This is a genomic window from Vibrio sp. Y29_XK_CS5, from assembly GCF_024181835.1.
Taxonomy (GTDB): Bacteria; Pseudomonadota; Gammaproteobacteria; order Enterobacterales; family Vibrionaceae; genus Vibrio; species Vibrio harveyi.
This window is the reverse complement of sequence record NZ_JAMZAM010000007.1, coordinates 167,954-187,336: the sequence shown is the minus strand read 5'-3', so window position 1 is coordinate 187,336 and position 19,383 is coordinate 167,954. Positions and strand designations below refer to the sequence as shown.

Sequence of the window (19,383 nt, the reverse complement as noted above, 5' to 3'; positions counted from 1 at the left end):
GAAGATTAACAATGCGGAGTTATAACCTCAGATAAACCGCCTCTTACGAGGCGGTTTTTTATGCACTTAAGCTTTATGCGTTTTGAGGTACGGCATGAACCGGTGTGGGAGCCGTGGTCGGTTGTACAGAATCTGCTGCGAGATACGTGGTAGTGGAAGGGAAAGCAAATTGAGCGCCTTCTGCCGTAATGATCTTATCAATCAGTATCAGAAGTTCTTGTTGCAGGTTAAGGAAGGTTTCCCTATTTGTGGTGTTTAAATGAGCGAGAACCTCAATATCCAGACTGTACGCATTGAAGGCACTAAAGTGAACTCGAAGAGGAGAATCTAAAACATCTGGATGTTCTTGGAGTAATGCCGTGATTTTTTCTGTAATGAGCTGTAATTGCGCCATGCTCGTCTCATAGCGCAACCCGATAGTTGCTTTAAAAGGATAACGGTCACGGCGGCTATAGTTGATGATCTCTCGCTTGATAAGGTCACCATTAGCAATCGTGATTTGCGTTCTGTCTTTTGCTCTGATGCGTGTTGAGCGCACTCCTATTTGTTCTATGACTCCTGACTGGCTGCCAATTTGGCAGTAATCTCCAACTGACAAGGATTTATCTAAGAACAAGATAACCCCACCGATTAAGTTCTCCATAGTTGGACGGATAGCGAGCGCGATTGCCATCCCCCCTAAACTCAACCCCGTCACGATGCCGTAAACGGGAACGCCCAAGCGATTCAAACCATAACCAAGGCAAGCAATAGCGGCCATCGAACCCAGCAAAGTACCGATAATTTGTGTCAGGCTTTGGCGCAGTGTGGTGTTAGTGCGTTGTTTACTCATTAGTAGGCGACACGTTTTGTAAATCAACAGATAAGCGACTTGGCTGAGCAATAGCCAACAAATGAGCTCTATGACGATATTGAGTGTCGACATTAGTACGCCAGTTAAATTGAGTTGGTAGTCTGCGAGATAAAGAAAACCGCTTAGTGTGAGTACGGCAAGTATCGCTTTTGAAATTGGCGACTGGATATGGTTGTAGAGTAGAGCAAGCACAGAGATGGTCGCAGAAAGAGACAACGCCAGCCCTAACCATTGCCAGATTGCTTGGTCGCCATATTCCAGCATAAATACGCTAGGTAATGCTTCTACGAGGTGAAACCATGTTGGCGGAATAAGTCTTCCCGCGCTTAGCGAGTAATATTGATAGTAATCTAAGCTAGCTCCGGAATGAGAGGGTAAGTGTTTAACCAGCAAATAATCACTGTACAAGCCGTGCACGGTTTGCTCGGAAAAACGATACTGACCATCAGGTTGCTTGATCAACTCTAACCCCGTATCTGGAATTTGCCAGCGGGTTAGGGTGTTGTTATCGGGAATGAGAGATAAGTCTGTAGGTGGAGCTCGGTCGAGTATTTCCTTCATCAACATGACAGATTCAATAGCGACTCGAGTTTGGCTAGATTCTGGGACTTTAGACAGATCGAAGGCTTGCGTTGCTTTATCGAACAACGCGTAAATACGTTGTCGGTTTTGCTCTGTATTTTGAGCTGGATCTTCAATGATTTCGGTTAGTTGCTGATTGGCTTGTGACACCAAAGTATCAAAGCTTGTGAGTGCTTTTCGAGGGCTAGAGAGATCGGGAGGTGCGAGGGGGAAAGTCTCATTTGCCTGAGTGAAGAAAGCGAAAAGCACCAAACACCCAACGATCATCCATGATGTGATTGTTTTCATAACATTATCCTAGCCTTATGATTATTGGATAAGTTTAGTCAATGATTTTCATATGCGGAAAAAGCTAACGTTGTTATTCCTCTCTTTTGGACCATCTGAACAGAAATAATCCACTCCCCTGTGACTTGAACTGCTTTTCTTTGTTGAAAAAATCGGCAATATAAAAGAATAACCATTCAATCAATAGTTCAAGGAAGATGCATGAAAGACGAAACACTCTCGATCCATTTTGGCTACGAAACCGACCCAACAACCAAATCAGTAGCGACACCGATTTACCAGACGGTAGCGTATGAGTTTGATGATGCGCAACATGGTGCGGATTTATTCAATCTTGAAGTTCCGGGCAATATTTACACTCGTATTATGAACCCAACCAATGACGTGTTGGAAAAACGCATGGCAGCGTTGGAAGGGGGGATTGCTGGTTTGGTTGTGAGTGCAGGTAGTGCGGCAATTAACTACGCTATTCTCACGCTCGCGCAAGCTGGCGATAACATCGTTTCTACTCCTCAATTATATGGTGGTACTTACACCTTGTTTGCGCATATGTTGCCAAGCCAAGGTATTGAAGTGCGTTTTGCCAAGGACGATAAACCTGAAAGTCTTGCTGAGCTTATCGATGAGAATACCAAAGCGGTTTACTGTGAAAGCATCGGTAATCCGGCAGGGAACATCATAGACCTAGAACGTGTTGCCGAACTGGCTCATGCGCAGGGCGTGCCTGTGATTGTAGACAATACGGTCGCAACTCCAGTGCTATGCAAGCCAATCGAATTTGGTGCCGACATCGTGGTTCATTCGCTCACTAAGTATGTTGGTGGGCATGGTACGACGCTGGGTGGCATCATCATTGATTCTGGGAAGTTCCCGTGGGCACAGCATAAAGATCGCTTCCCAGTATTTAATCAGCCTGAGCCTTCCTACCACGGCGTGGTTTACACCGAAGCATTTGGTGAGGCGGCTTTTATTGGTCGTGCTCGTACCGTTCCTTTGCGTAATACTGGTTCTGCTTTGTCACCAATGAATGCCTTTATGCTGATGCAGGGGCTGGAAACGCTGTCGCTGCGTATGGAGCGTCATACCGAAAATGCGCTGAAAGTCGCGGAATACTTAAGCCAGCACGAGAAAGTGAGTTGGGTAAGCTACGCGGGTTTACCTACGTCGGAATTCTATCCATTGGCAGAAAAATACATGCAAGGTAAACCATCAGCGATATTATCGTTTGGCTTGAAAGATGGTTATGAAGCTGGTGTGCGCTTTTACGATGCATTGAAGATCTTTAAGCGTTTAGTGAACATTGGTGACGCAAAATCGCTTGCATGCCATCCGGCGTCGACTACGCACCGTCAATTGAGTGAAGCGGAGCAAAAGCAAGCGGGTGTATCCCCAGAGATGATTCGCTTGTCCGTCGGTATTGAACACATTGATGACATCTTGGTAGACCTTGAACAAGCCCTTAATGCTTAATTATTGAATTAAAAGTGAAAAGCAGCTCTTTAATAGGGCTGCTTTTTGAAGACACCGTCGATATTCAACTTTCATTTCAGACCCTATTTCTTTTTCAAATCCCATTTCGTTTTCTATTCCAAATTGTGACCGAGCAGCATGCCTTAATCCCATAAATTCATTATGGTTGAATGGATAAATGATAATAACTATCATTCTCAGTGTTTGTTTTTAAATAGGTGAATAGTCATGTCGGGACTCAACTCAGTAGACAGCTTCGATCCAAGCAGCAGTTGGCAAGGGCTAACTCTGACCGATAAAGCTGCCAATCAAATTAACAAGCTGCTCGAAAAAGACGAATCTCTATGTGGCTTGCGACTCACAATTAAGCCTTCAGGTTGTGCGGGCTACGCGTATGTACTGTCCACCGTGGATGAAGTCATCGCTGACGATCTTGTATATGAGCATCTCGGCGCCAAGTTATTTGTGCCTCTTGATGCCATGCCTTATCTCGATGGAACAGAAGTGGACTTCATTTCACAAGGGTTGAACCAGATGTTCCAGTACAACAATCCTAAAGTACAAAGTGCTTGTGGTTGTGGTGAAAGTTTTAATGTGTAAAAGCGAGCACTGCTCTAGGGCAGTGGCTGGTTTTAAATGGTACCGACAATGACACAAAGTGGTATTGAGATCCAAGAAGATGTTCAAGCTTGGGTTGATGATGATAGTTACAAACAAGGGTTCTACAGCAATATTGCGACAGACCAGTTAGCAAAAGGCATCAATGAAGATGTTGTACGTGCGATTTCTGCCAAAAGAAACGAACCTGAATGGATGCTGGAGTTCCGACTTCGGGCGTTTCGAATTTGGCAAACCATGGAGGAACCGCATTGGTTAAAAGCGCACTACGACCCGCTTAACTATCAAGATTATAGCTATTATTCCGCGCCATCTTGTGGTCAGTGCGATGATACTTGCGCTGGCGATGAAGCATCACTAGACCCGGAGTTTTTGACTAAAGAAGTCGAACAAGCTTTTGACCTGCTGGGTGTGCCAGTTCGTGAGGGAAGCGAAGTCGCTGTTGATGCAATCTTTGACTCCGTATCGGTCAAAACCACGTACAGTGAAAAATTGGCAGAGAAAGGCATCATTTTTTGCTCATTCAGCGAAGCGATTCACAAGTACCCTGAGCTAGTACAAGAGTACCTAGGGACAGTCGTCCCGCCAGAAGATAACTTCTTTGCTGCGCTAAATGCTGCCGTTGCGTCGGATGGCACCTTCGTTTACATCCCCAAAGGTGTTGAGTGTCCTATGGAGCTCTCGACCTATTTCCGGATCAATGCTGCAAAAACAGGTCAATTTGAACGTACGATTTTGATTGCTGATGAGGGCAGCTATGTCAGCTATATCGAAGGATGTTCGGCACCATCGCATGATAATTACCAGCTGCATGCTGCGGTGGTAGAAGTGATCGTCCTCAAAGATGCTTACGTGAAGTATTCGACCGTACAAAACTGGTTCTCAGGCAAAGATACCAACGGCGGTATCCTCAACTTTGTGACCAAGCGAGCGCTGTGCAAAGGCAATGGTTCAAAGATGTCTTGGACTCAATCCGAAACGGGATCTGCCATTACATGGAAGTACCCAAGCGTCATTCTCCAAGGGGATAACTCGATCGGTGAGTTTTATTCCATCGCGTTAACGTCGGGTAAGCAGTTGGCTGACACTGGCACTAAGATGATCCATATCGGTAAAAATACCAAGTCCACCATCATCTCAAAAGGCGTCTCCGCTGGGTACAGTGAAAACAGCTACCGCGGATTAGTGAAGATCTTACCGAGCGCTGAAAATGCGCGAAATTTCACTCAATGTGACTCGATGCTCATCGGTCCGGATTGTGGGGCGCATACCTTCCCTTACGTTGAAGTAAAAAACAACTCCGCTCAGGTCGAGCATGAAGCAACCACAACCAAAATTGGTGAAGACCAACTGTTTTACTGTTCACAACGAGGCATTGCTGAAGAGGATGCGATCTCAATGATTGTGAACGGTTTTTGTAAGGATGTGTTTTCCGAATTACCGCTGGAGTTTGCCGTAGAAGCACAAAAATTATTGGCAATCAGCTTAGAACACAGCGTTGGATAATGAAAAATGTTAACAATTAACAACTTAAAAGCCCAAATTGAAGAACAAGAAATTCTAAAAGGAGTCAATCTTCAGATTAACCCTGGAGAAATTCACGCCATCATGGGACCAAACGGCTCCGGTAAAAGCACGCTGGCAAGCACGCTCGCGGGACGTGAAGACTACGAAATTACCGATGGATCTGTCGATTTCAACGGCAAGGATTTATTGGAATTAGATCCTGATGAACGTGCAGGTGAAGGCGTGTTCTTGGCATTCCAATACCCTGTCGAAATTCCGGGAGTGAGTAACCATCTCTTCTTACAAGCATCAGTGAATGCGGTGCGAAAATACCGTGAACTTCCGGAATTGGAACGCTTTGAACTTGCGGATTTAATTGAGGAGAAAATTGAGCTTCTCAATATGCCGAAAGACTTACTTTCTCGCTCGGTAAACGTCGGCTTTTCTGGCGGAGAAAAGAAGCGTAATGACATCTTGCAAATGGCGGTACTTGACCCACAACTTTGCATTTTGGACGAGACCGATTCTGGATTAGATATTGATGCACTTAAAGAAGTTGCTAATGGCGTAAATAGCCTAAAAGACGGCAAACGTTCTTTCATCATTGTGACCCATTACCAACGCATTCTTGATTACATCAAACCTGACTTTGTGCACGTGCTGTATCAAGGAAAAATCATCAAATCGGGTGATTTCTCTATGGTGGCTGAGTTAGAGGAGAAGGGCTATGGTTGGCTCACCGGAGAGGAGTAATTGTCTATTGCCATTCAGTGACTATTTAAAGCCTCGTCTGATTGAGTTAGATGAGGTTGCCAAATACCATTGGCAAGCCGCGTTAGCACAAGGATTACCGACTCGTCAGCATGAAGATTGGAAATACACCTCGCTTGAAGGCTTCGATGCCATTGATTTTTCCAGCCAGCGTGAGACTGATGTATCGATGGCTTTCGTTCAGGCTCACAAGCTTGATATGGATGCAGAAAGGTTAGTATTTGTGAACGGTCAGTTCCAACCTAATTTGAGTGATATTGATGGCGAGGCATTTCGACTTTCTTTACTTAATGGTGATGCAAAACAAGCGTTGCCTGCCGCGATTGCACCAGAAATCTTTTTGCATCTCACGGAAGCGTTTTCCGATACGACTTTGTTGATTGAGGTCGATGCCAAACATACTGTAGCCAAGCCTATTTACTTGATGCAAATTGAGTCTCGACCTCAAGGTGGTATGGCACATCATCGCGTACACCTAAAAGTCGGACAAAGTAGCGAAGTTAAAATTGTTGAGCACCTTCTTTCTGCTTGTCATGGCAATCGTGTGGCAGCAAGTTATTCCGGTTCGCGGCTTACGATGGAGGTTTCGGACAACGCTGAACTTACCCATTACAAGCTCTGCTTGGGTTCTGTGGAACATTACCATTTTGCTCACAATGATCTTTTCGTTGGACGAGATGCAAATGTATCAAGCCAGACTTTTTTGCTCTCTGGTCAATTGACGCGCCACCACACCAGCTGCCAGTTAAATGGCGAAAATACAGAGATTGAAATCAACAGCCTAGCGCTACCTAGCCATCAGCAAACGTACGACACGCGTACTTACCTTGAACACAACAAAGGGCATTGCACGAGTCAGCAACTGCACAAAATTATTGCTAGTCAGCAAGGCAAAGCAGTATTTAACGGCATGATCAAAGTCGCCCCAAACGCGCTCAAAACTGACGGACAAATGGACAATCACAACTTGTTGCTAAGTAAAGCGTGTGAGGTCAACAGTAAGCCTCAACTGGAGATCTATGCGGACGACGTGAAGTGCAGTCACGGTACTACCACAGGAGCATTGAGCAAAGAGCAGGTGTTTTATTTGCAGGCTCGCGGACTACCAAAGCACCAAGCTGAACAATTGATCACCCTTGCCTTTGCCGCGGAAGTCGCAGAGGCGATTGATATTGACGTTATTCGTACGCTGGTTTTACAGCATATAGAGTCCAAGCTAGCAGAGGTAAATGCATGATCTCTTCCATAACAGCGCAACGAGCACACTTTCCAACCTTACATCAGGAAGTGAACAACAAGTCTTTGGTTTACTTAGACAGCGCAGCAAGTGCACATAAACCATCGGTCGTGATTGAACGAGTCGACACCTTTTATCGACATGAAAACGCAGCGGTTCATCGTGGAATCCATCATTTGAGTGCTCATGCGACAGACTTGATGGAACAAGCGCGTGATAAGGTTCAGCAATTCATTAGTGCCAAGCTGCGTGAAGAGGTGGTTTTTGTTCATGGAACCACGCATGGCATTAACCTTGTTGCGAATGCTTATGCGAAAGCGCAGTTGACGGAAGGCGATGAGATCATCGTGTCTGAAATGGAGCATCACGCCAATATCGTGCCTTGGCAAATGCTAGAACAAGACATCGGGATCAAAGTGGTGGTGTGGCCGCTAGAGCTTGATGGAAGCTTGAGTTTGGATACGCTGAAAACGCTGATGACTGGGCGTACTCGCTTATTAGCGGTCACCCACGTCTCTAATGTGCTTGGTACCATTAATCCGGTCAAAAATATCATCGAGTTGGCTCATCAGAATGGCACCCGAGTGCTGGTAGATGGGGCACAAGCAGTGATGCACCAAGCGGTCGATGTACAAGAAATGGACTGCGACTTCTATGTCTTTTCAGGGCATAAGCTCTATGGTCCGACAGGGCTTGGAGTGTTATACGCGAAGAAAGAGCTGCTTGATATTATGCCTCCGTGGGAAGGTGGTGGTGCGATGATAAAAGAGGTCGATCTGTACCAAGGGACCACTTATAACGAAGCGCCATGGCGTTTTGAAGCTGGCACTCCTAATGTTGCTGGCATTATCGGTTTAGGGTGTGCGATTGATTATGTGCTCGATCTTGGGTTTGAAGCGATTGGTCGCTATGAACAAACATTGGTTGACTACCTCTACGATCAACTAAAGACGGTACCAGACATTGTCATTTATGGTCCTCAAGAGCGCTGCGGCGTAGTGTCATTCAACCTTGCACAAGTGCATGCCTTTGATGTGGGTAGCTTTTTAGATAAGTACGGTGTTGCGATTCGAACGGGACATCATTGCGCTCAACCTCTGATGAAATACTACCAAGTACCTGCGATGTGTCGTGCATCGGTTGCTTTATATAATAATCAACAAGATATTGATGTTTTGGTTTCTAGTCTAAAACGTATCCATACCTTGTTAGTCGGATAGGAAAGAGAAAGCAGTGGACCAAAAACAATTAATTAAAAACTTCAATCGATGTATTGATTGGGAAGATAAGTACTTATACATCATTTCGCTTGGCGAGAAGTTTGCTCGTTTACCAGAAGCGTTACAGACTGAACAGACGGCCATTTACGGCTGTCAAAGCCAAGTATGGATTCAGGTACAAGTAGAACAAGGAAAAGTGCAATTGTTGGGTAGCAGCGACGCGGCTTTAGTGAAAGGGCTTGTCGCTGTGGTGTGCTTGTTATTGCAAGATAAAACACCGAAGCAGTTGTTGGAGACTAACATTAAAAGCATTTTTGCTGAGTTAGGTTTACAGCAACAATTAACTCCGGCCAGAAACCAAGGCATTGAAGCTATGGTTAAGAGTATCTTTAAGCAAGTTCAAGCGCTAGAAATGGCGTGATTTCTGCAGAGCTTCTGTGTTAGGTAATGGACGAGCGTTTGGCAAAGTCAGTGCGAAGGATCTTGGCTTTGTCCATCACGTCATAGCCTTTGTAGAGTTGACAAGTGAGATTGAGTGAATCAAGCGCGTAGGCTTTGCATTGGGAGCGGCAGCAAAGCTCGTTATTGGTGTCATTCAATTCAGCCATCATTCTGGTGTAGAGCTTTTTTAGGCAAAGTAGATAACTCATATCATCACCGCTATCACGAGCAGTCAGGGCGACGTCGAGACTCGCATGATAATACTCTGATAACCGTTTTTCAGACGGACCATGACGATTAAGATTCATCTCTGCAAGAAAGAACTCTGAAGTGGCTGTTTGTAATCTATCCTTATAGTCGTCAATCTCTGCAGTTAGCCATGTCATCACGCAATCCATAAAACACCTTCCATCTGTTACTTGATCTTAATGATAATTATTATCATTTATAAATCAAGGCTTCTTATACGTTTTTATCGTTACTCCAGCGGTCTATTCCAAATGCTCATCGCGGCGCACTTTTCTTACCTTGCGTATAAATCGCATCTTCCTGACTATGCTTAGCAAATAGTCACTAGGAAGGGACGCTCATGTCTTATGTGTTTCACCGCCATTGTCACGCCAAGTTGCCTACTATCGCCAGAGGGGAAGGGGTTTATCTGTTCGATAGCCAAGGTAATCAATATCTCGATGCTTGCGGTGGCGCTGCCGTATCAAACCTTGGGCACAGCCACCAAGCTGTTAAACAAGCCATGCTCGACCAAATCGAAAAAGTACCTTTTGCTCATACTGGCTTTTTTACTAGTGAAGTAAGTGAGCAGTTGGCTGAGTTGATTTGCCAGCAAATGCCATCGCAATTCAATCACGTCTACTTAGTCTGTGGGGGCTCTGAAGCGGTTGAATCTGCACTAAAGATGGCAAGACAATACTTTGTGGAATGTGGTAAGCCAGAGAAAAAGCAGTTTATTGCTCGCCAGCAAAGTTATCACGGTAATACGCTTGGTGCGTTGGCTGTTGGTGGTAACGAATGGCGGCGTGAGCCTTTTAAACCCATTTTGCACCCAAGCCATCACATTGCGCCGTGCTATGCCTATCGTCATCAAAGAGAAGGTGAATCAGAGCTCGATTACTCACTGAGAGCTGCCAATGAACTTGAAGCTAAAATTTTAGAACTGGGCTCGGATAACGTCATGGCGTTTGTTGCAGAGCCGATTGTTGGCGCAACAGCTGGCGCAGTACCTGCCACTCTAGGTTACTTCAAACGAATACGAGAGATTTGCGATCGCTATGATGTGTTGCTGATCATGGATGAGGTGATGTGTGGCGTTGGACGTAGCGGTAGCTTTTTTGCTTTTGAACAAGAGCAAGCCGTCCCAGATTTAGTCTGCATGGCGAAAGGATTAGGTGCGGGTTATCAACCTATCGGAGCCGTTGTTGCCAATGACAGAGTCTATCAAGCAATCGCGTCTGGTAGTGGCTTCTTTCAACATGGGCATACTTTTATGGCGCATCCCGTCGCATGCGCAGCCGCCGTTGCAACCATTCAGACCATCGGTGACCAAAAGCTCCTGCAAGCCGTCAACCAACAAGGAGCAATGTTAAAAAGAGAACTCGAGTCAGCACTTTCAGACTTCCCGTATATTGGGGATATTCGTGGTAAAGGGCTGTTTCTTGGCATTGAACTTGTGGCAGACAAAGTAAGTAAAATCCCTCTGCCTAATTCAATTTTGGCAGACAAAAAGATCAAACATCAAGCGATGAAAAATGGACTGATGTGCTATCCAATGGGGGGCACGATTGATGGTGTCAATGGGCATCATATCCTTCTTGCACCGCCTTTTATCATCGAACGAAGCCACATCGACGAGCTGGTAGAAAAGCTCACTCGTACACTCAGAGAGGTGTCGAAAACATGGTAATAAATTCCCCAATAGAAAGAGCTCGAATCGCGATTATTGTTGCACCTAATGGAGCGAAAAAAACCAAGCAAGACCATGCTCAATTGCCGATGAATACTGAAGAAATGGTTGCCGAGGCGAAAGCATGTCAAACGGCAGGGTCTACCATGATCCATTTGCACGCGAGAGATGTGCAAGGCAGGCATTCTCTAGAGGTTGATGACAACTTAGAAATCTACCACGCGGTGAAAGCTGCGGTTGGGAATTCGATGATAGTTCAGCTCACAACTGAGGCTGTTGGTATGTATTCACCACAACAGCAAATGGCGCTGATCAAAGCGGTAAAACCAGAAGCCGCCTCTTTTGCTTTGCGTGAACTGATTCCTGATGAGCAGAGTGAGGAGCAAGGTCTTATCTTTTTTGATTGGGTCGCTGATCAGGGTATTCTCAGCCAAATCATTTTGTATGATCAGGCAGACATCGAGCGCTATTTCTCCCTAAGAGAGCGAGGCGTTTTACCAAAGCAAAACCAACACGCGTTAGTGGTACTTGGTCGATATCATGAGGTTCAACAATCTTCGCCATGGGATTTACGGGCACTGCATTTGGAGCGCTTTATCGAAGAGAACGTTAGATGTGCCGTATGCGCGTTTGGCGCGAGAGAGCAAGACTGTTTAACCCATGCAATGTTACTGGGATTGGATGTTCGGGTAGGCTTTGAGAACAACCATTTGAGTTCGGATGGTCAACTCGCGAAAAGCAATGCAGAGCAAGTTCGGCGATTAAAAGAGATTTGTGAATTGCTCGATGTGCCCCTGCATGATGCGGAGAGTTTTCGCCTTAGCCTGAGTGGTAGTTGATTTGAGAGATTCCCGACTCAGTCGTTCCTCCTTCTCGAGAATGACGGAGTTAGCCTTGGTTGATGCTTGGTTTTACATAGCGTCATTATCTAGAGCGACGAAGGAGCGAGTAGGGAATCGCTTCTTTTCTTAAGACACAAAAAAGGCTCCAATCGGAGCCCTTCTTCAAAGTTAATTTTAGCTTTCAGTCTGAGGGACAGGCTGACGTGCCGGATGCTTGATAAACACCGCCACGATAGCTGCAATTGCAAGCGCGAAACAGTAATAAGAGTTCGCGACAACTTCTAGTGGAGAAAGGTTAAATACCGAACCCAATAGCAGAACTTGCGCACCGTATGGCAATACACCTTGGATAACACACGAGAAGATATCCAACAAACTTGCAGAGCGACGCGGTGAAACGTTGTTCTCTTCTGCCAGCTGACGAGCCACGCTACCTGATACGATGATGGCAACGGTGTTGTTGGCGGTACAGGTATTCACCATCGAAACCAGACCAGCAATACCTAGTTCACTTGCACGACCATTTGCTTTTTTCGAGTGGCTAGAGCCAAACGTACGGATGATGCCGCTCACTAGGTTAGTTAGAAACGCGAGACCGCCTTGGCGACGCATAAGCTCACTCAGACCACCAATCAGCATGGATAGCAGGAAGATCTCTTGCATGTTGCCAAAGCCTGAGTAGATGTCTTGTGCGAAGTTGGTTAGACCGTAATCATCGATAGAAGACAAGCTCACGCCGCCTGCCAAAACGATACCAATAGTAAGCACGACAAACACATTCATGCCTGATACAGCAAGGATAAGAATCGTCACATATGGCAGCACTTTCAACCATTCAATAGGACCGGTTTCTGGTACTTGAGTCGCTGTGCTGTTGAAGGCGAAGATCACAAGCGCAACCAGTGCTGCTGGTAGTGCGATACGGATGTTTTCTTTGAATTTGTCCTTCATCTCACAGCCTTGAGAACGGGTTGCCGCAATCGTGGTGTCTGAGATGATCGAAAGGTTATCACCAAACATTGCGCCGCTAAGTACTACACCAGCAGTCAATGGAAGACTCATACCTGCTGATTGAGCAATGCCCAGAGCAACAGGCGCAACTGCTGCGATGGTGCCCATTGAGGTGCCCATCGCTGTCGCAATAAATGCCGAAATCAGGAAGATACCCGGCAAGATCATGCTGGTTGGAATCGCAGATAGACCAAGGTTAACTGTCGCATCTACGCCGCCAGACGCTTTTGCTACTGCAGCAAAGGCACCAGCAAGCAGGTAGATCATACACATCGCGATGATGTCTTGATGACCAACGCCACGCATAAAGTGTTCGATAGAGCGATTGAGTTTGTCTTTGCTTAGGATGAGCGCAAGGATCACAGCAGGCAATACCGCGATAGGCGCTGGTAGTTGGTAGAAGGCGAAATCGACGCCTTGCAAGGATAAGTAAGTGCCCACGCCAATAAACAGCGCAAGGAATAGCACTAAAGGTAAAAGTGCGACCGCTGATGGTGCGATTGCTTTATTAGAATTTTTAGAACCAGACATGTGAACGACAACATAATCAACAAATAAGGCGAGCAGACTAATCTGACACCAAAGACTTGTCAACGTCTAGACGTCTAAATGGCTGGTTATTTTTAATCGAAAAGACCAAGAAAAAAGGCTCACATAACATATCTTATTGATACTGTGAGCCTTTGTAGAATTTTACTTGTGTAGAGTATTTATGCTTTTTTTCGTTTGAGGAGCGCGAAGATCATCAGTGAGAACAACAACGCTGCGCTCGACCAAACCACGTAGCGATGATCGGTATAGAACTGACTGAGAACGCTTAGATGCTCAAACGCAAAGTTAGTGAGCAAACTGAACACGGCAACCCAAATGGTGGTTGCAAGGGCGTTGCCCAATAAGAACTCTTTACGCGACATCTTAGCAATGCCACAAGCAAGCGGCATAAACTGTTTCATTCCTTCAATAAAGCGGCTGACAACCAAGCAAGCAGGACCATACTTCTGAATTGTATTTTGTAGCTTCTGCATTTTAGGGCCAGAAATATAGCCTTTCTTGTCTAACCAACCTTCAAAGTAATAGCCAATCAGGTAGCCGCACGTGTTGCCAAAAAAGCAACTCAACCAAGAGACTATCATCACTAGGCTAAGGTTCATGACATGCTCAGATGAGATGATAGACGCCGCAATCATCAGCGATTGCCCCGGCATCGGAATGCCAATACCTTCAAGAAAGATGCTGACGATAAGGGCGAGATAGCCATATTGCTCAAGCAGCGGCTTCATCGCCATCAGTAAATCATTAATGTGTTCCAAATGCTTTCCTCTAACCAAAGTGGAACGAAGTTGGAGTGATACTCCTGTTAGTTAGCTTGGTCAATCGACGTTGTTCTCAAATAGTCAAATCTGACATTCCGTTGATAATAGTGGCGCGTATTTAGTCTTTTAGGTTACGCCTTACTAAGTCGTGCATTTGCTTAATCGTCATCAATGCTAACCAGATGATCTCTTCGACAGAGCGCTGTCCTGCGGTCGAGGAGGGATGATTGGCATCGGTTTTATTGCTCAGTGCTGGCAGCTCATGCACACGATTGTCACGAATCGTACTGATCAACGCATCCATCGCATCATGAATCAGGCGTTCTACTTGCAATGAACCTTGGTAATGGGTGCCCGCTCTCACTAGAGGGATCAGCAAGCAGAGGTAGTGACTCAACAAGCGATAATGGCTCAACATATCTTCATAATAATGCGGATCGGCGCGAGTGTGCCTTGGCTCTTGCTGCATCTCGTTGTAAATCAGTTCAAGGTCGCTTTCAGCGGTGAGCATGGCGGCACGTTGCTTAGTGAGCGCCATGTGATCACGTTGCTCTGTGTCGACTTGTAACTGCTCATAGCAATACACAAATAAGCTTTTTGAACTATCGAGCGCTTTTAATGCTTGGGTATGAATCTCCTTACCTCGCCACTGCGGCCACAATAAGCCATAACCGAGTAGGACAATTGCGCCACCGACGATATTGTCGATCAAGCGCGGAGCGGCAAAGTCGAGCCCCTGGTGTGCCATGGTTTGATAAACCAAAATCAACAGCGCGGTAATACAGCCAATCGCCAGCGAGTAATGGCGCATAATATTGAGCATTGCGATGGGTAATAGGACCGCGATTAATACCAACAGGATGGTCGTTGGTACGCCAAGATGAATCAAGGAGGTGGCGAAGAGTACCCCAAGTGCTGTGCCTAAACAGCGTTGCCAAGTTTTACTTCGGGTTGCCAAGAAACTCGGTTGAATGACCATCAACATGGAAATCAACACCCAATCCGGGCGAATCAATTCAAAGTATTCAGCAATCCCAGCTCCAAGAGCAAACATCAAACCAACGCGAGTCACATGGCGCCAAATTGGGTTGCCTCGACTTGGCAAACGAAAAGACAGCTCGAATGGTTGCACCTCAAAGGAGCGTTCATAAGCGGGCTCATTGAGCTCAATACGACGAGAAATATGCTTTACCGCGTATGCCCAGTAGCGAAAGCGAGGTTGGTCTTCTAGCTTCACCGCCTCAATCAAATCATGGGCTTCCTGCTCTAGTGAGCTCAAGTGTTCCATCTCTTCATGCGTGTTATGCAAAAGCTGCTTGGCTTTGTGTCTTAATCTTTGCTGGCAGTGTTGGCTCCAAACCAAGAGCAGATCTCGTTTCGGTTTACTGGATTGAAATTGCTTAAGCAGATCAGGGTTGCTGGTATGGCTGCTCAAGACGACTTCAAATGTATCGAGCGCCAAAAACAAAGCCTGACGTAGAGAGTTGGCGTCTTCATGTTTCGAGCGAAAAGATTCTGATTGCAGCGCTTGTTGGAACAGTTCAATCAACTGATATTTGATGCGTCGTTTCGGAACATCGTTTTCGCTTCCAAGTAAGAAAGCTTGGCGATATTGAATGTAGTCCGCTAGCGTCTCGTAAATCGCAGAAAGACAAACACGCAGCGCGTAATGTTTCCATAAGGCAAACCAAAGCCAACTGAACAGCGCAAAAGTGAGTGGTCCCAACACCAACATAGGATAGAGACCAAGTACCGCGCTGGAATTATGTAGTGACAAGCTCACGACCGCGATCAGCAAGCTCGACATGCCAAGACGTCCCCAAAACGGACCATTCACTGCTGTACTCGCCAATATTGCTCCCATCGCGCCGTAAGTCAGCCACAGCGGTAAGCCCATATTCAGCAGAGCATAACTGATGACGAGCGTAATGCTCCACGTAAAAGCGGTAATCGCAAAGCGTGTCCAGCGTCTAGGACCGGCAGTGTCTAAACCGCTGATCAATGCTGCAGGCATGGTCATTAAAGCTGTCATGGCGAGATTGATTTGGTTGAATAGCACACCCAATCCCATGAATAGGACAATCGCGCTGGTGGCACGCAAACCAAGGTTGACAGAAGGGGAGTACCAGATTTTACGCAGAAAGGCAGGAGATAACGTCATAAACCCTCATTACAGTTGGCAACCCCTTCAGTGTAACGCGAATATCTTTACATGTGCTGGCTTCAACCACAGTTTGAAAAATTGAAGCAGAGTCGTTATCTAACCGATGCCTTCTCCAAGTTGACTAAATAGCCAATCATTGAACAGTGAGACTTTTCGCGCCGCTAGACGGTAGTTCGGCACAAATACGTAATAGCCATAATGGCTATGCATACGCAATTGTTGGATGTGGTAGACCTCATCTATCGACATCGCCTGTTGCACCATAAAATCAGGCAGGAGGGCAAGACCTTTACCAAGCTTTACCGCTTCATAAGAGAGATAGAAATGCTCATGACCGACAGGGTGATAATGAATCGCGCTTCGCAGAGATTGCTCTAGTTTGAACTGCTCCCACAACTGCGGGCGCGTTGTTTGAGGAATAAAAGCGAAATCCGTAATGGATTGTTTGTCGTTACACGTTGAAGAACTTGATGAGCCCGTTAGCAGCAGCGTTTCTTGACGCAACAATCGACCATGTTCGTAGTGACTAGAGAGAGGAAGGCAACGGATGGTGATGTCGCTGTCTACGTCTAACTGATTTATTGGACCATCACTGGTGCGAACTTTAAGGCGGATATCAGGATGGGTTTGATGGAATGCATCAATGTTTGGCACCAACCACAAACTGGCGAAAGAAGGCGTAACATCGACCACCAGTAACTCTTGCTCTGTATCGGTTTGAATTAAGCTCGCCGTCGCATGTTGGATGATCTCCAACGCTTCGGTCACCTTGGGCAAGTAACGTTTTCCTTCTTCGCTGAGCTCAATACCATTGATACCACGCTGAATCAAAGGCAACCCAACCAGTTGCTCTAACGTCGCAATTTGTTTGCTCACGGCACCTTGAGTTACGCACAAACTCTCTGCCGCTTTAGAAAAACTCAGATGGTTAGCAACTGCAACAAAGGTTCGCAGCGCACGAATAGAAGGGTACTCACTACCTTTTAGCATAAACTCATGTCCATTGATGAATGCTTAACCACAGACTAAGAGATTTTGGCTAGGAATCAAAGCGATGAGTTGAGGGGAAATACGAATCGCAGATACAAAAAGGGCCAACCCTTTCGAGTTGGCCCTTTCCAAACGTTTGGTGGAGCTGGCGGCATCTGAATTGGTTTTTTAATATCTTGATATTATGATCTTTTTTATAGTTCAGGTATTGATATTAGTACTAATCTTGGTACAAAAATATCTAGAGACGCTATTCAAGGTTCTCATATGTATTCCCCAATGTGAGTAAAATATAGACACATTTGGTTTACAGGTTTATTATTATTATGTAGTATAAACAAGTAAACCAAATTCTGATAAGTTTGTACTTGGAGTGATCATGAGCATAGCAATTAAAAAACAAATTGATTTACTAGAACATGCCACATCAGGTAATGATATGGCTAAGGTTGTCTTGAGTAGGGTTCTAGGTCTTTATGGCAAGTGTTTTGAGAAAATTAATAGCAGTGATCTTGTCGATTTAGCCGCGCTTTCTGATACAGAGCTTGCTGCAGAAGTAGGAATAAAGATTGCCGAAATGTCTGTTTTCTCTGATGTTGAAGAAACCAACTCTTTGAAAGAAAGAACGGAAGGAGAGCTATACTTTCTAAACTTACTGTCAAATCATGAAAGTGGGGTTGATACGAAACAAGTTGCATCGCTTTTAGGTGGAATCTCTACTGCTGCAGTAGGTAAACAACGGAAAAACGGTCAGATTTTTTATTTGAAGGTTGCAGGTAAGTATTACCACCCTTGCTTTCAGTTTAACGAAGAAAATGTGATTACAGATAGTTTTAAACGAGTGATAAAAATCCTATCTTCAAAAGACCAGATGGCGAGCCTTGAGTTTTTGATTAGTGAGATGGAAACTTTTGATGGTTCTGTCAAATCAATATATGAAATATTGAGAGGTGAGAATCAACCTAGGTTTACTTATGAGCAAATAGAAAAGCTCGCAAATCGTATCGATGACCTTACAAAATAAAAAGCTCCAAGTTCAAATGCTTGGAGCTTCAATTACTAATCGTTGTTGACTATCTTACCGTTAAGGACATTTGTGAAGATGCCTTTCATCGATACTAGTGTCAGGCTTAATGTATACTGATTTTGTACCACAAGTTGAGCATCAACTTCACACTCACTAAGCTTGGTTAAGCTTTTATGAGCTAGCTGAGGCGTGTCTTTATTAAAAAGAGCATAACATTTTCCATGACCTAAATGAGCGCTTTCATAAGCAATACCATCTATGTCGAGATCCAATGCTGAAATTGCAGCTACGATACCATGTGTCCATAAGTAATCATCAGTAGTTAATTTTCCTGACAACTGTAACTGCGCTTTTAGCACGGTAGAGTCAAGCAGCTTTAATCTACGAGCCGCAAGCGAAACTCCCAAGTCAAAATTCTCAAACCATTCATTCTTTCGAGAAAATTGCACTGATGCTGGACCTTTCCCCTTGTATGGATCATCACGCATAATGATTTCAGCCATACATGTGTCAGGGAACTCTCCACAATACATAACCTCTATTTTATCGTTTGGACAGTTGTAACGACCTGTTCCAAATGAGTAGTAAATACTAGATTCGTGTCCAGTATCTTGAATACGGTAAATGCTAGAAGCTTCAGCTACAAACTGAAATGCAAGCGAACTACTTAGAGCCTCCATTCTTGCGATACACAGTTTAGTAATAGCATTAATGACAATAGGCCTTACTTCATTCTGACTAACGTCAAAAATCAGTTCCTTTTTGTCTTGCTTAAGTGCTTGAATGACTGCAGTAGGCCAAGAATTAACTGGCTCATGCATAATCATTTCCGGTTCGACCTGTTCAGACAGGATTTGAGATAGTAGTTTAGATAGGCGGATAGCTTCCTGTTTTGTTATAGATGTCATAGATTAATACCTTTTTCAATTTAAATTTCTTTTCCATTGGCTTATTCCTTTGGAGAAGTTAATGATTTCTCCCGTCGTCGGGAGCACGTGTTTGGTACACAGTTGTACCTATCTTGTCCCTGCTTCTACGGCAACAAGGCAAAACGTTGTTATTGTTGCATATAATGGGTTTAGATTCATTTAATCTTTATAGTTCAGGCTATTAGTGGTTGTTTTTTATCCTT

General features: G+C 45.1%; 17 protein-coding genes. 10 read left to right on the top strand and 7 right to left on the bottom strand.

The window, feature by feature from the left end; genetic code table 11:
• Nucleotides 1-73: 73 nt before the first annotated feature.
• Complete coding sequence (locus tag NL647_RS23415) at nt 74-1,723, bottom strand: mechanosensitive ion channel family protein (protein WP_053085902.1); 1,650 nt, start codon at nt 1,721-1,723, stop codon at nt 74-76.
• 201 nt (nt 1,724-1,924) lie between these two features.
• Between NL647_RS23415 and NL647_RS23410 the strand changes: the two genes are divergently transcribed.
• The 7 genes from NL647_RS23410 (at nt 1,925) to sufE (ending at nt 8,966) form a co-directional block, all read left to right on the top strand.
• Nucleotides 1,925-3,193 (top strand): O-acetylhomoserine aminocarboxypropyltransferase/cysteine synthase family protein, encoded by a 1,269-nt coding sequence (locus NL647_RS23410; RefSeq protein ID WP_049535709.1) that lies wholly within the window; start codon nt 1,925-1,927, stop codon nt 3,191-3,193.
• 228 nt (nt 3,194-3,421) lie between these two features.
• On the top strand, nt 3,422-3,793 hold the full coding sequence (gene sufA / locus NL647_RS23405; protein WP_005447677.1) for a Fe-S cluster assembly scaffold SufA: 372 nt from the start codon (nt 3,422-3,424) through the stop codon (nt 3,791-3,793).
• Nucleotides 3,794-3,841: 48 nt separating this feature from the next.
• Nucleotides 3,842-5,317, top strand: coding sequence for a Fe-S cluster assembly protein SufB (gene sufB, locus NL647_RS23400; RefSeq protein ID WP_253650722.1), 1,476 nt, complete (start codon nt 3,842-3,844; stop codon nt 5,315-5,317).
• 6 nt (nt 5,318-5,323) lie between these two features.
• Nucleotides 5,324-6,070: a Fe-S cluster assembly ATPase SufC gene (gene sufC / locus NL647_RS23395; protein ID WP_005447675.1), complete on the top strand. Its 747-nt coding sequence runs from the start codon at nt 5,324-5,326 to the stop codon at nt 6,068-6,070.
• Nucleotides 6,045-7,325, top strand: coding sequence for a Fe-S cluster assembly protein SufD (gene sufD / locus NL647_RS23390; protein WP_033007387.1), 1,281 nt, complete (start codon nt 6,045-6,047; stop codon nt 7,323-7,325). The genes sufC and sufD overlap by 26 nt, the downstream gene beginning before the upstream one ends.
• Nucleotides 7,322-8,545: a cysteine desulfurase SufS gene (gene sufS / locus NL647_RS23385; RefSeq protein ID WP_253650721.1), complete on the top strand. Its 1,224-nt coding sequence runs from the start codon at nt 7,322-7,324 to the stop codon at nt 8,543-8,545. The genes sufD and sufS overlap by 4 nt, the downstream gene beginning before the upstream one ends.
• Nucleotides 8,546-8,558: 13 nt before the next feature.
• Nucleotides 8,559-8,966, top strand: coding sequence for a cysteine desulfuration protein SufE (gene sufE, locus NL647_RS23380; RefSeq protein WP_005447670.1), 408 nt, complete (start codon nt 8,559-8,561; stop codon nt 8,964-8,966).
• Between the two features lie 19 nt (nt 8,967-8,985).
• On the opposite strand, the gene NL647_RS23375 is transcribed toward sufE, so the two are convergent.
• On the bottom strand, nt 8,986-9,372 hold the full coding sequence (locus NL647_RS23375) for a hypothetical protein (RefSeq protein WP_227740455.1): 387 nt from the start codon (nt 9,370-9,372) through the stop codon (nt 8,986-8,988).
• Between the two features lie 203 nt (nt 9,373-9,575).
• Here NL647_RS23375 and NL647_RS23370 point away from each other — a divergent pair, with 203 nt between their 5' ends.
• Together NL647_RS23370 and NL647_RS23365 are read left to right on the top strand one after the other, a co-directional pair.
• On the top strand, nt 9,576-10,904 hold the full coding sequence (locus NL647_RS23370; protein ID WP_061065608.1) for an aspartate aminotransferase family protein: 1,329 nt from the start codon (nt 9,576-9,578) through the stop codon (nt 10,902-10,904).
• A complete protein-coding gene (locus tag NL647_RS23365) occupies nt 10,898-11,743 on the top strand; it encodes a 3-keto-5-aminohexanoate cleavage protein (protein WP_017818902.1) in 846 nt (281 codons plus the stop codon). Before NL647_RS23370 ends, NL647_RS23365 begins: the two co-directional genes overlap by 7 nt.
• Before the next feature lie 177 nt (nt 11,744-11,920).
• On the opposite strand, the gene NL647_RS23360 is transcribed toward NL647_RS23365, so the two are convergent.
• The 4 genes from NL647_RS23360 to NL647_RS23345 all read right to left on the bottom strand — a co-directional run bounded on the left by NL647_RS23360 (nt 11,921) and on the right by NL647_RS23345 (nt 17,224).
• A complete protein-coding gene (locus NL647_RS23360) occupies nt 11,921-13,288 on the bottom strand; it encodes a Na+/H+ antiporter NhaC family protein (RefSeq protein ID WP_017818903.1) in 1,368 nt (455 codons plus the stop codon).
• 179 nt (nt 13,289-13,467) lie between these two features.
• Nucleotides 13,468-14,043 (bottom strand): DedA family protein, encoded by a 576-nt coding sequence (locus NL647_RS23355; RefSeq protein WP_017818904.1) that lies wholly within the window; start codon nt 14,041-14,043, stop codon nt 13,468-13,470.
• Between the two features lie 145 nt (nt 14,044-14,188).
• Nucleotides 14,189-16,231: an FUSC family protein gene (locus NL647_RS23350; protein ID WP_253650720.1), complete on the bottom strand. Its 2,043-nt coding sequence runs from the start codon at nt 16,229-16,231 to the stop codon at nt 14,189-14,191.
• A gap of 99 nt (nt 16,232-16,330) precedes the next feature.
• Nucleotides 16,331-17,224: a LysR family transcriptional regulator gene (locus tag NL647_RS23345; protein WP_253650719.1), complete on the bottom strand. Its 894-nt coding sequence runs from the start codon at nt 17,222-17,224 to the stop codon at nt 16,331-16,333.
• 379 nt (nt 17,225-17,603) lie between these two features.
• On the opposite strand from NL647_RS23345, the gene NL647_RS23340 reads away from it, so the two are divergent.
• A complete protein-coding gene (locus NL647_RS23340) occupies nt 17,604-18,248 on the top strand; it encodes a hypothetical protein (protein ID WP_222326966.1) in 645 nt (214 codons plus the stop codon).
• 35 nt (nt 18,249-18,283) lie between these two features.
• Here NL647_RS23340 and NL647_RS23335 read toward each other — a convergent pair whose 3' ends face one another.
• Nucleotides 18,284-19,159, bottom strand: coding sequence for an RES family NAD+ phosphorylase (locus NL647_RS23335; RefSeq protein ID WP_222326968.1), 876 nt, complete (start codon nt 19,157-19,159; stop codon nt 18,284-18,286).
• Nucleotides 19,160-19,383: the final 224 nt, after the last annotated feature.

Excerpts from the sequence above, each read along its gene's own strand:
- NL647_RS23355 (WP_017818904.1), bottom strand. The coding sequence starts at position 14,043 with ATGGCGATGAAGCCGCTGCTTGAGCAATATGGCTATCTCGCCCTTATC.
- sufC (WP_005447675.1), top strand. The coding sequence starts at position 5,324 with ATGTTAACAATTAACAACTTAAAAGCCCAAATTGAAGAACAAGAAATT.
- NL647_RS23340 (WP_222326966.1), top strand. The coding sequence starts at position 17,604 with ATGAGCATAGCAATTAAAAAACAAATTGATTTACTAGAACATGCCACA.
- sufB (WP_253650722.1), top strand. The coding sequence starts at position 3,842 with ATGACACAAAGTGGTATTGAGATCCAAGAAGATGTTCAAGCTTGGGTT.
- NL647_RS23410 (WP_049535709.1), top strand. The coding sequence starts at position 1,925 with ATGAAAGACGAAACACTCTCGATCCATTTTGGCTACGAAACCGACCCA.
- sufS (WP_253650721.1), top strand. The coding sequence starts at position 7,322 with ATGATCTCTTCCATAACAGCGCAACGAGCACACTTTCCAACCTTACAT.
- NL647_RS23415 (WP_053085902.1), bottom strand. The coding sequence starts at position 1,723 with ATGAAAACAATCACATCATGGATGATCGTTGGGTGTTTGGTGCTTTTC.
- NL647_RS23375 (WP_227740455.1), bottom strand. The coding sequence starts at position 9,372 with ATGACATGGCTAACTGCAGAGATTGACGACTATAAGGATAGATTACAA.
- NL647_RS23365 (WP_017818902.1), top strand. The coding sequence starts at position 10,898 with ATGGTAATAAATTCCCCAATAGAAAGAGCTCGAATCGCGATTATTGTT.
- NL647_RS23360 (WP_017818903.1), bottom strand. The coding sequence starts at position 13,288 with ATGTCTGGTTCTAAAAATTCTAATAAAGCAATCGCACCATCAGCGGTC.
- NL647_RS23345 (WP_253650719.1), bottom strand. The coding sequence starts at position 17,224 with ATGCTAAAAGGTAGTGAGTACCCTTCTATTCGTGCGCTGCGAACCTTT.
- NL647_RS23370 (WP_061065608.1), top strand. The coding sequence starts at position 9,576 with ATGTCTTATGTGTTTCACCGCCATTGTCACGCCAAGTTGCCTACTATC.
- NL647_RS23350 (WP_253650720.1), bottom strand. The coding sequence starts at position 16,231 with ATGACGTTATCTCCTGCCTTTCTGCGTAAAATCTGGTACTCCCCTTCT.
- NL647_RS23335 (WP_222326968.1), bottom strand. The coding sequence starts at position 19,159 with ATGACATCTATAACAAAACAGGAAGCTATCCGCCTATCTAAACTACTA.
- sufD (WP_033007387.1), top strand. The coding sequence starts at position 6,045 with ATGGTTGGCTCACCGGAGAGGAGTAATTGTCTATTGCCATTCAGTGAC.
- sufA (WP_005447677.1), top strand. The coding sequence starts at position 3,422 with ATGTCGGGACTCAACTCAGTAGACAGCTTCGATCCAAGCAGCAGTTGG.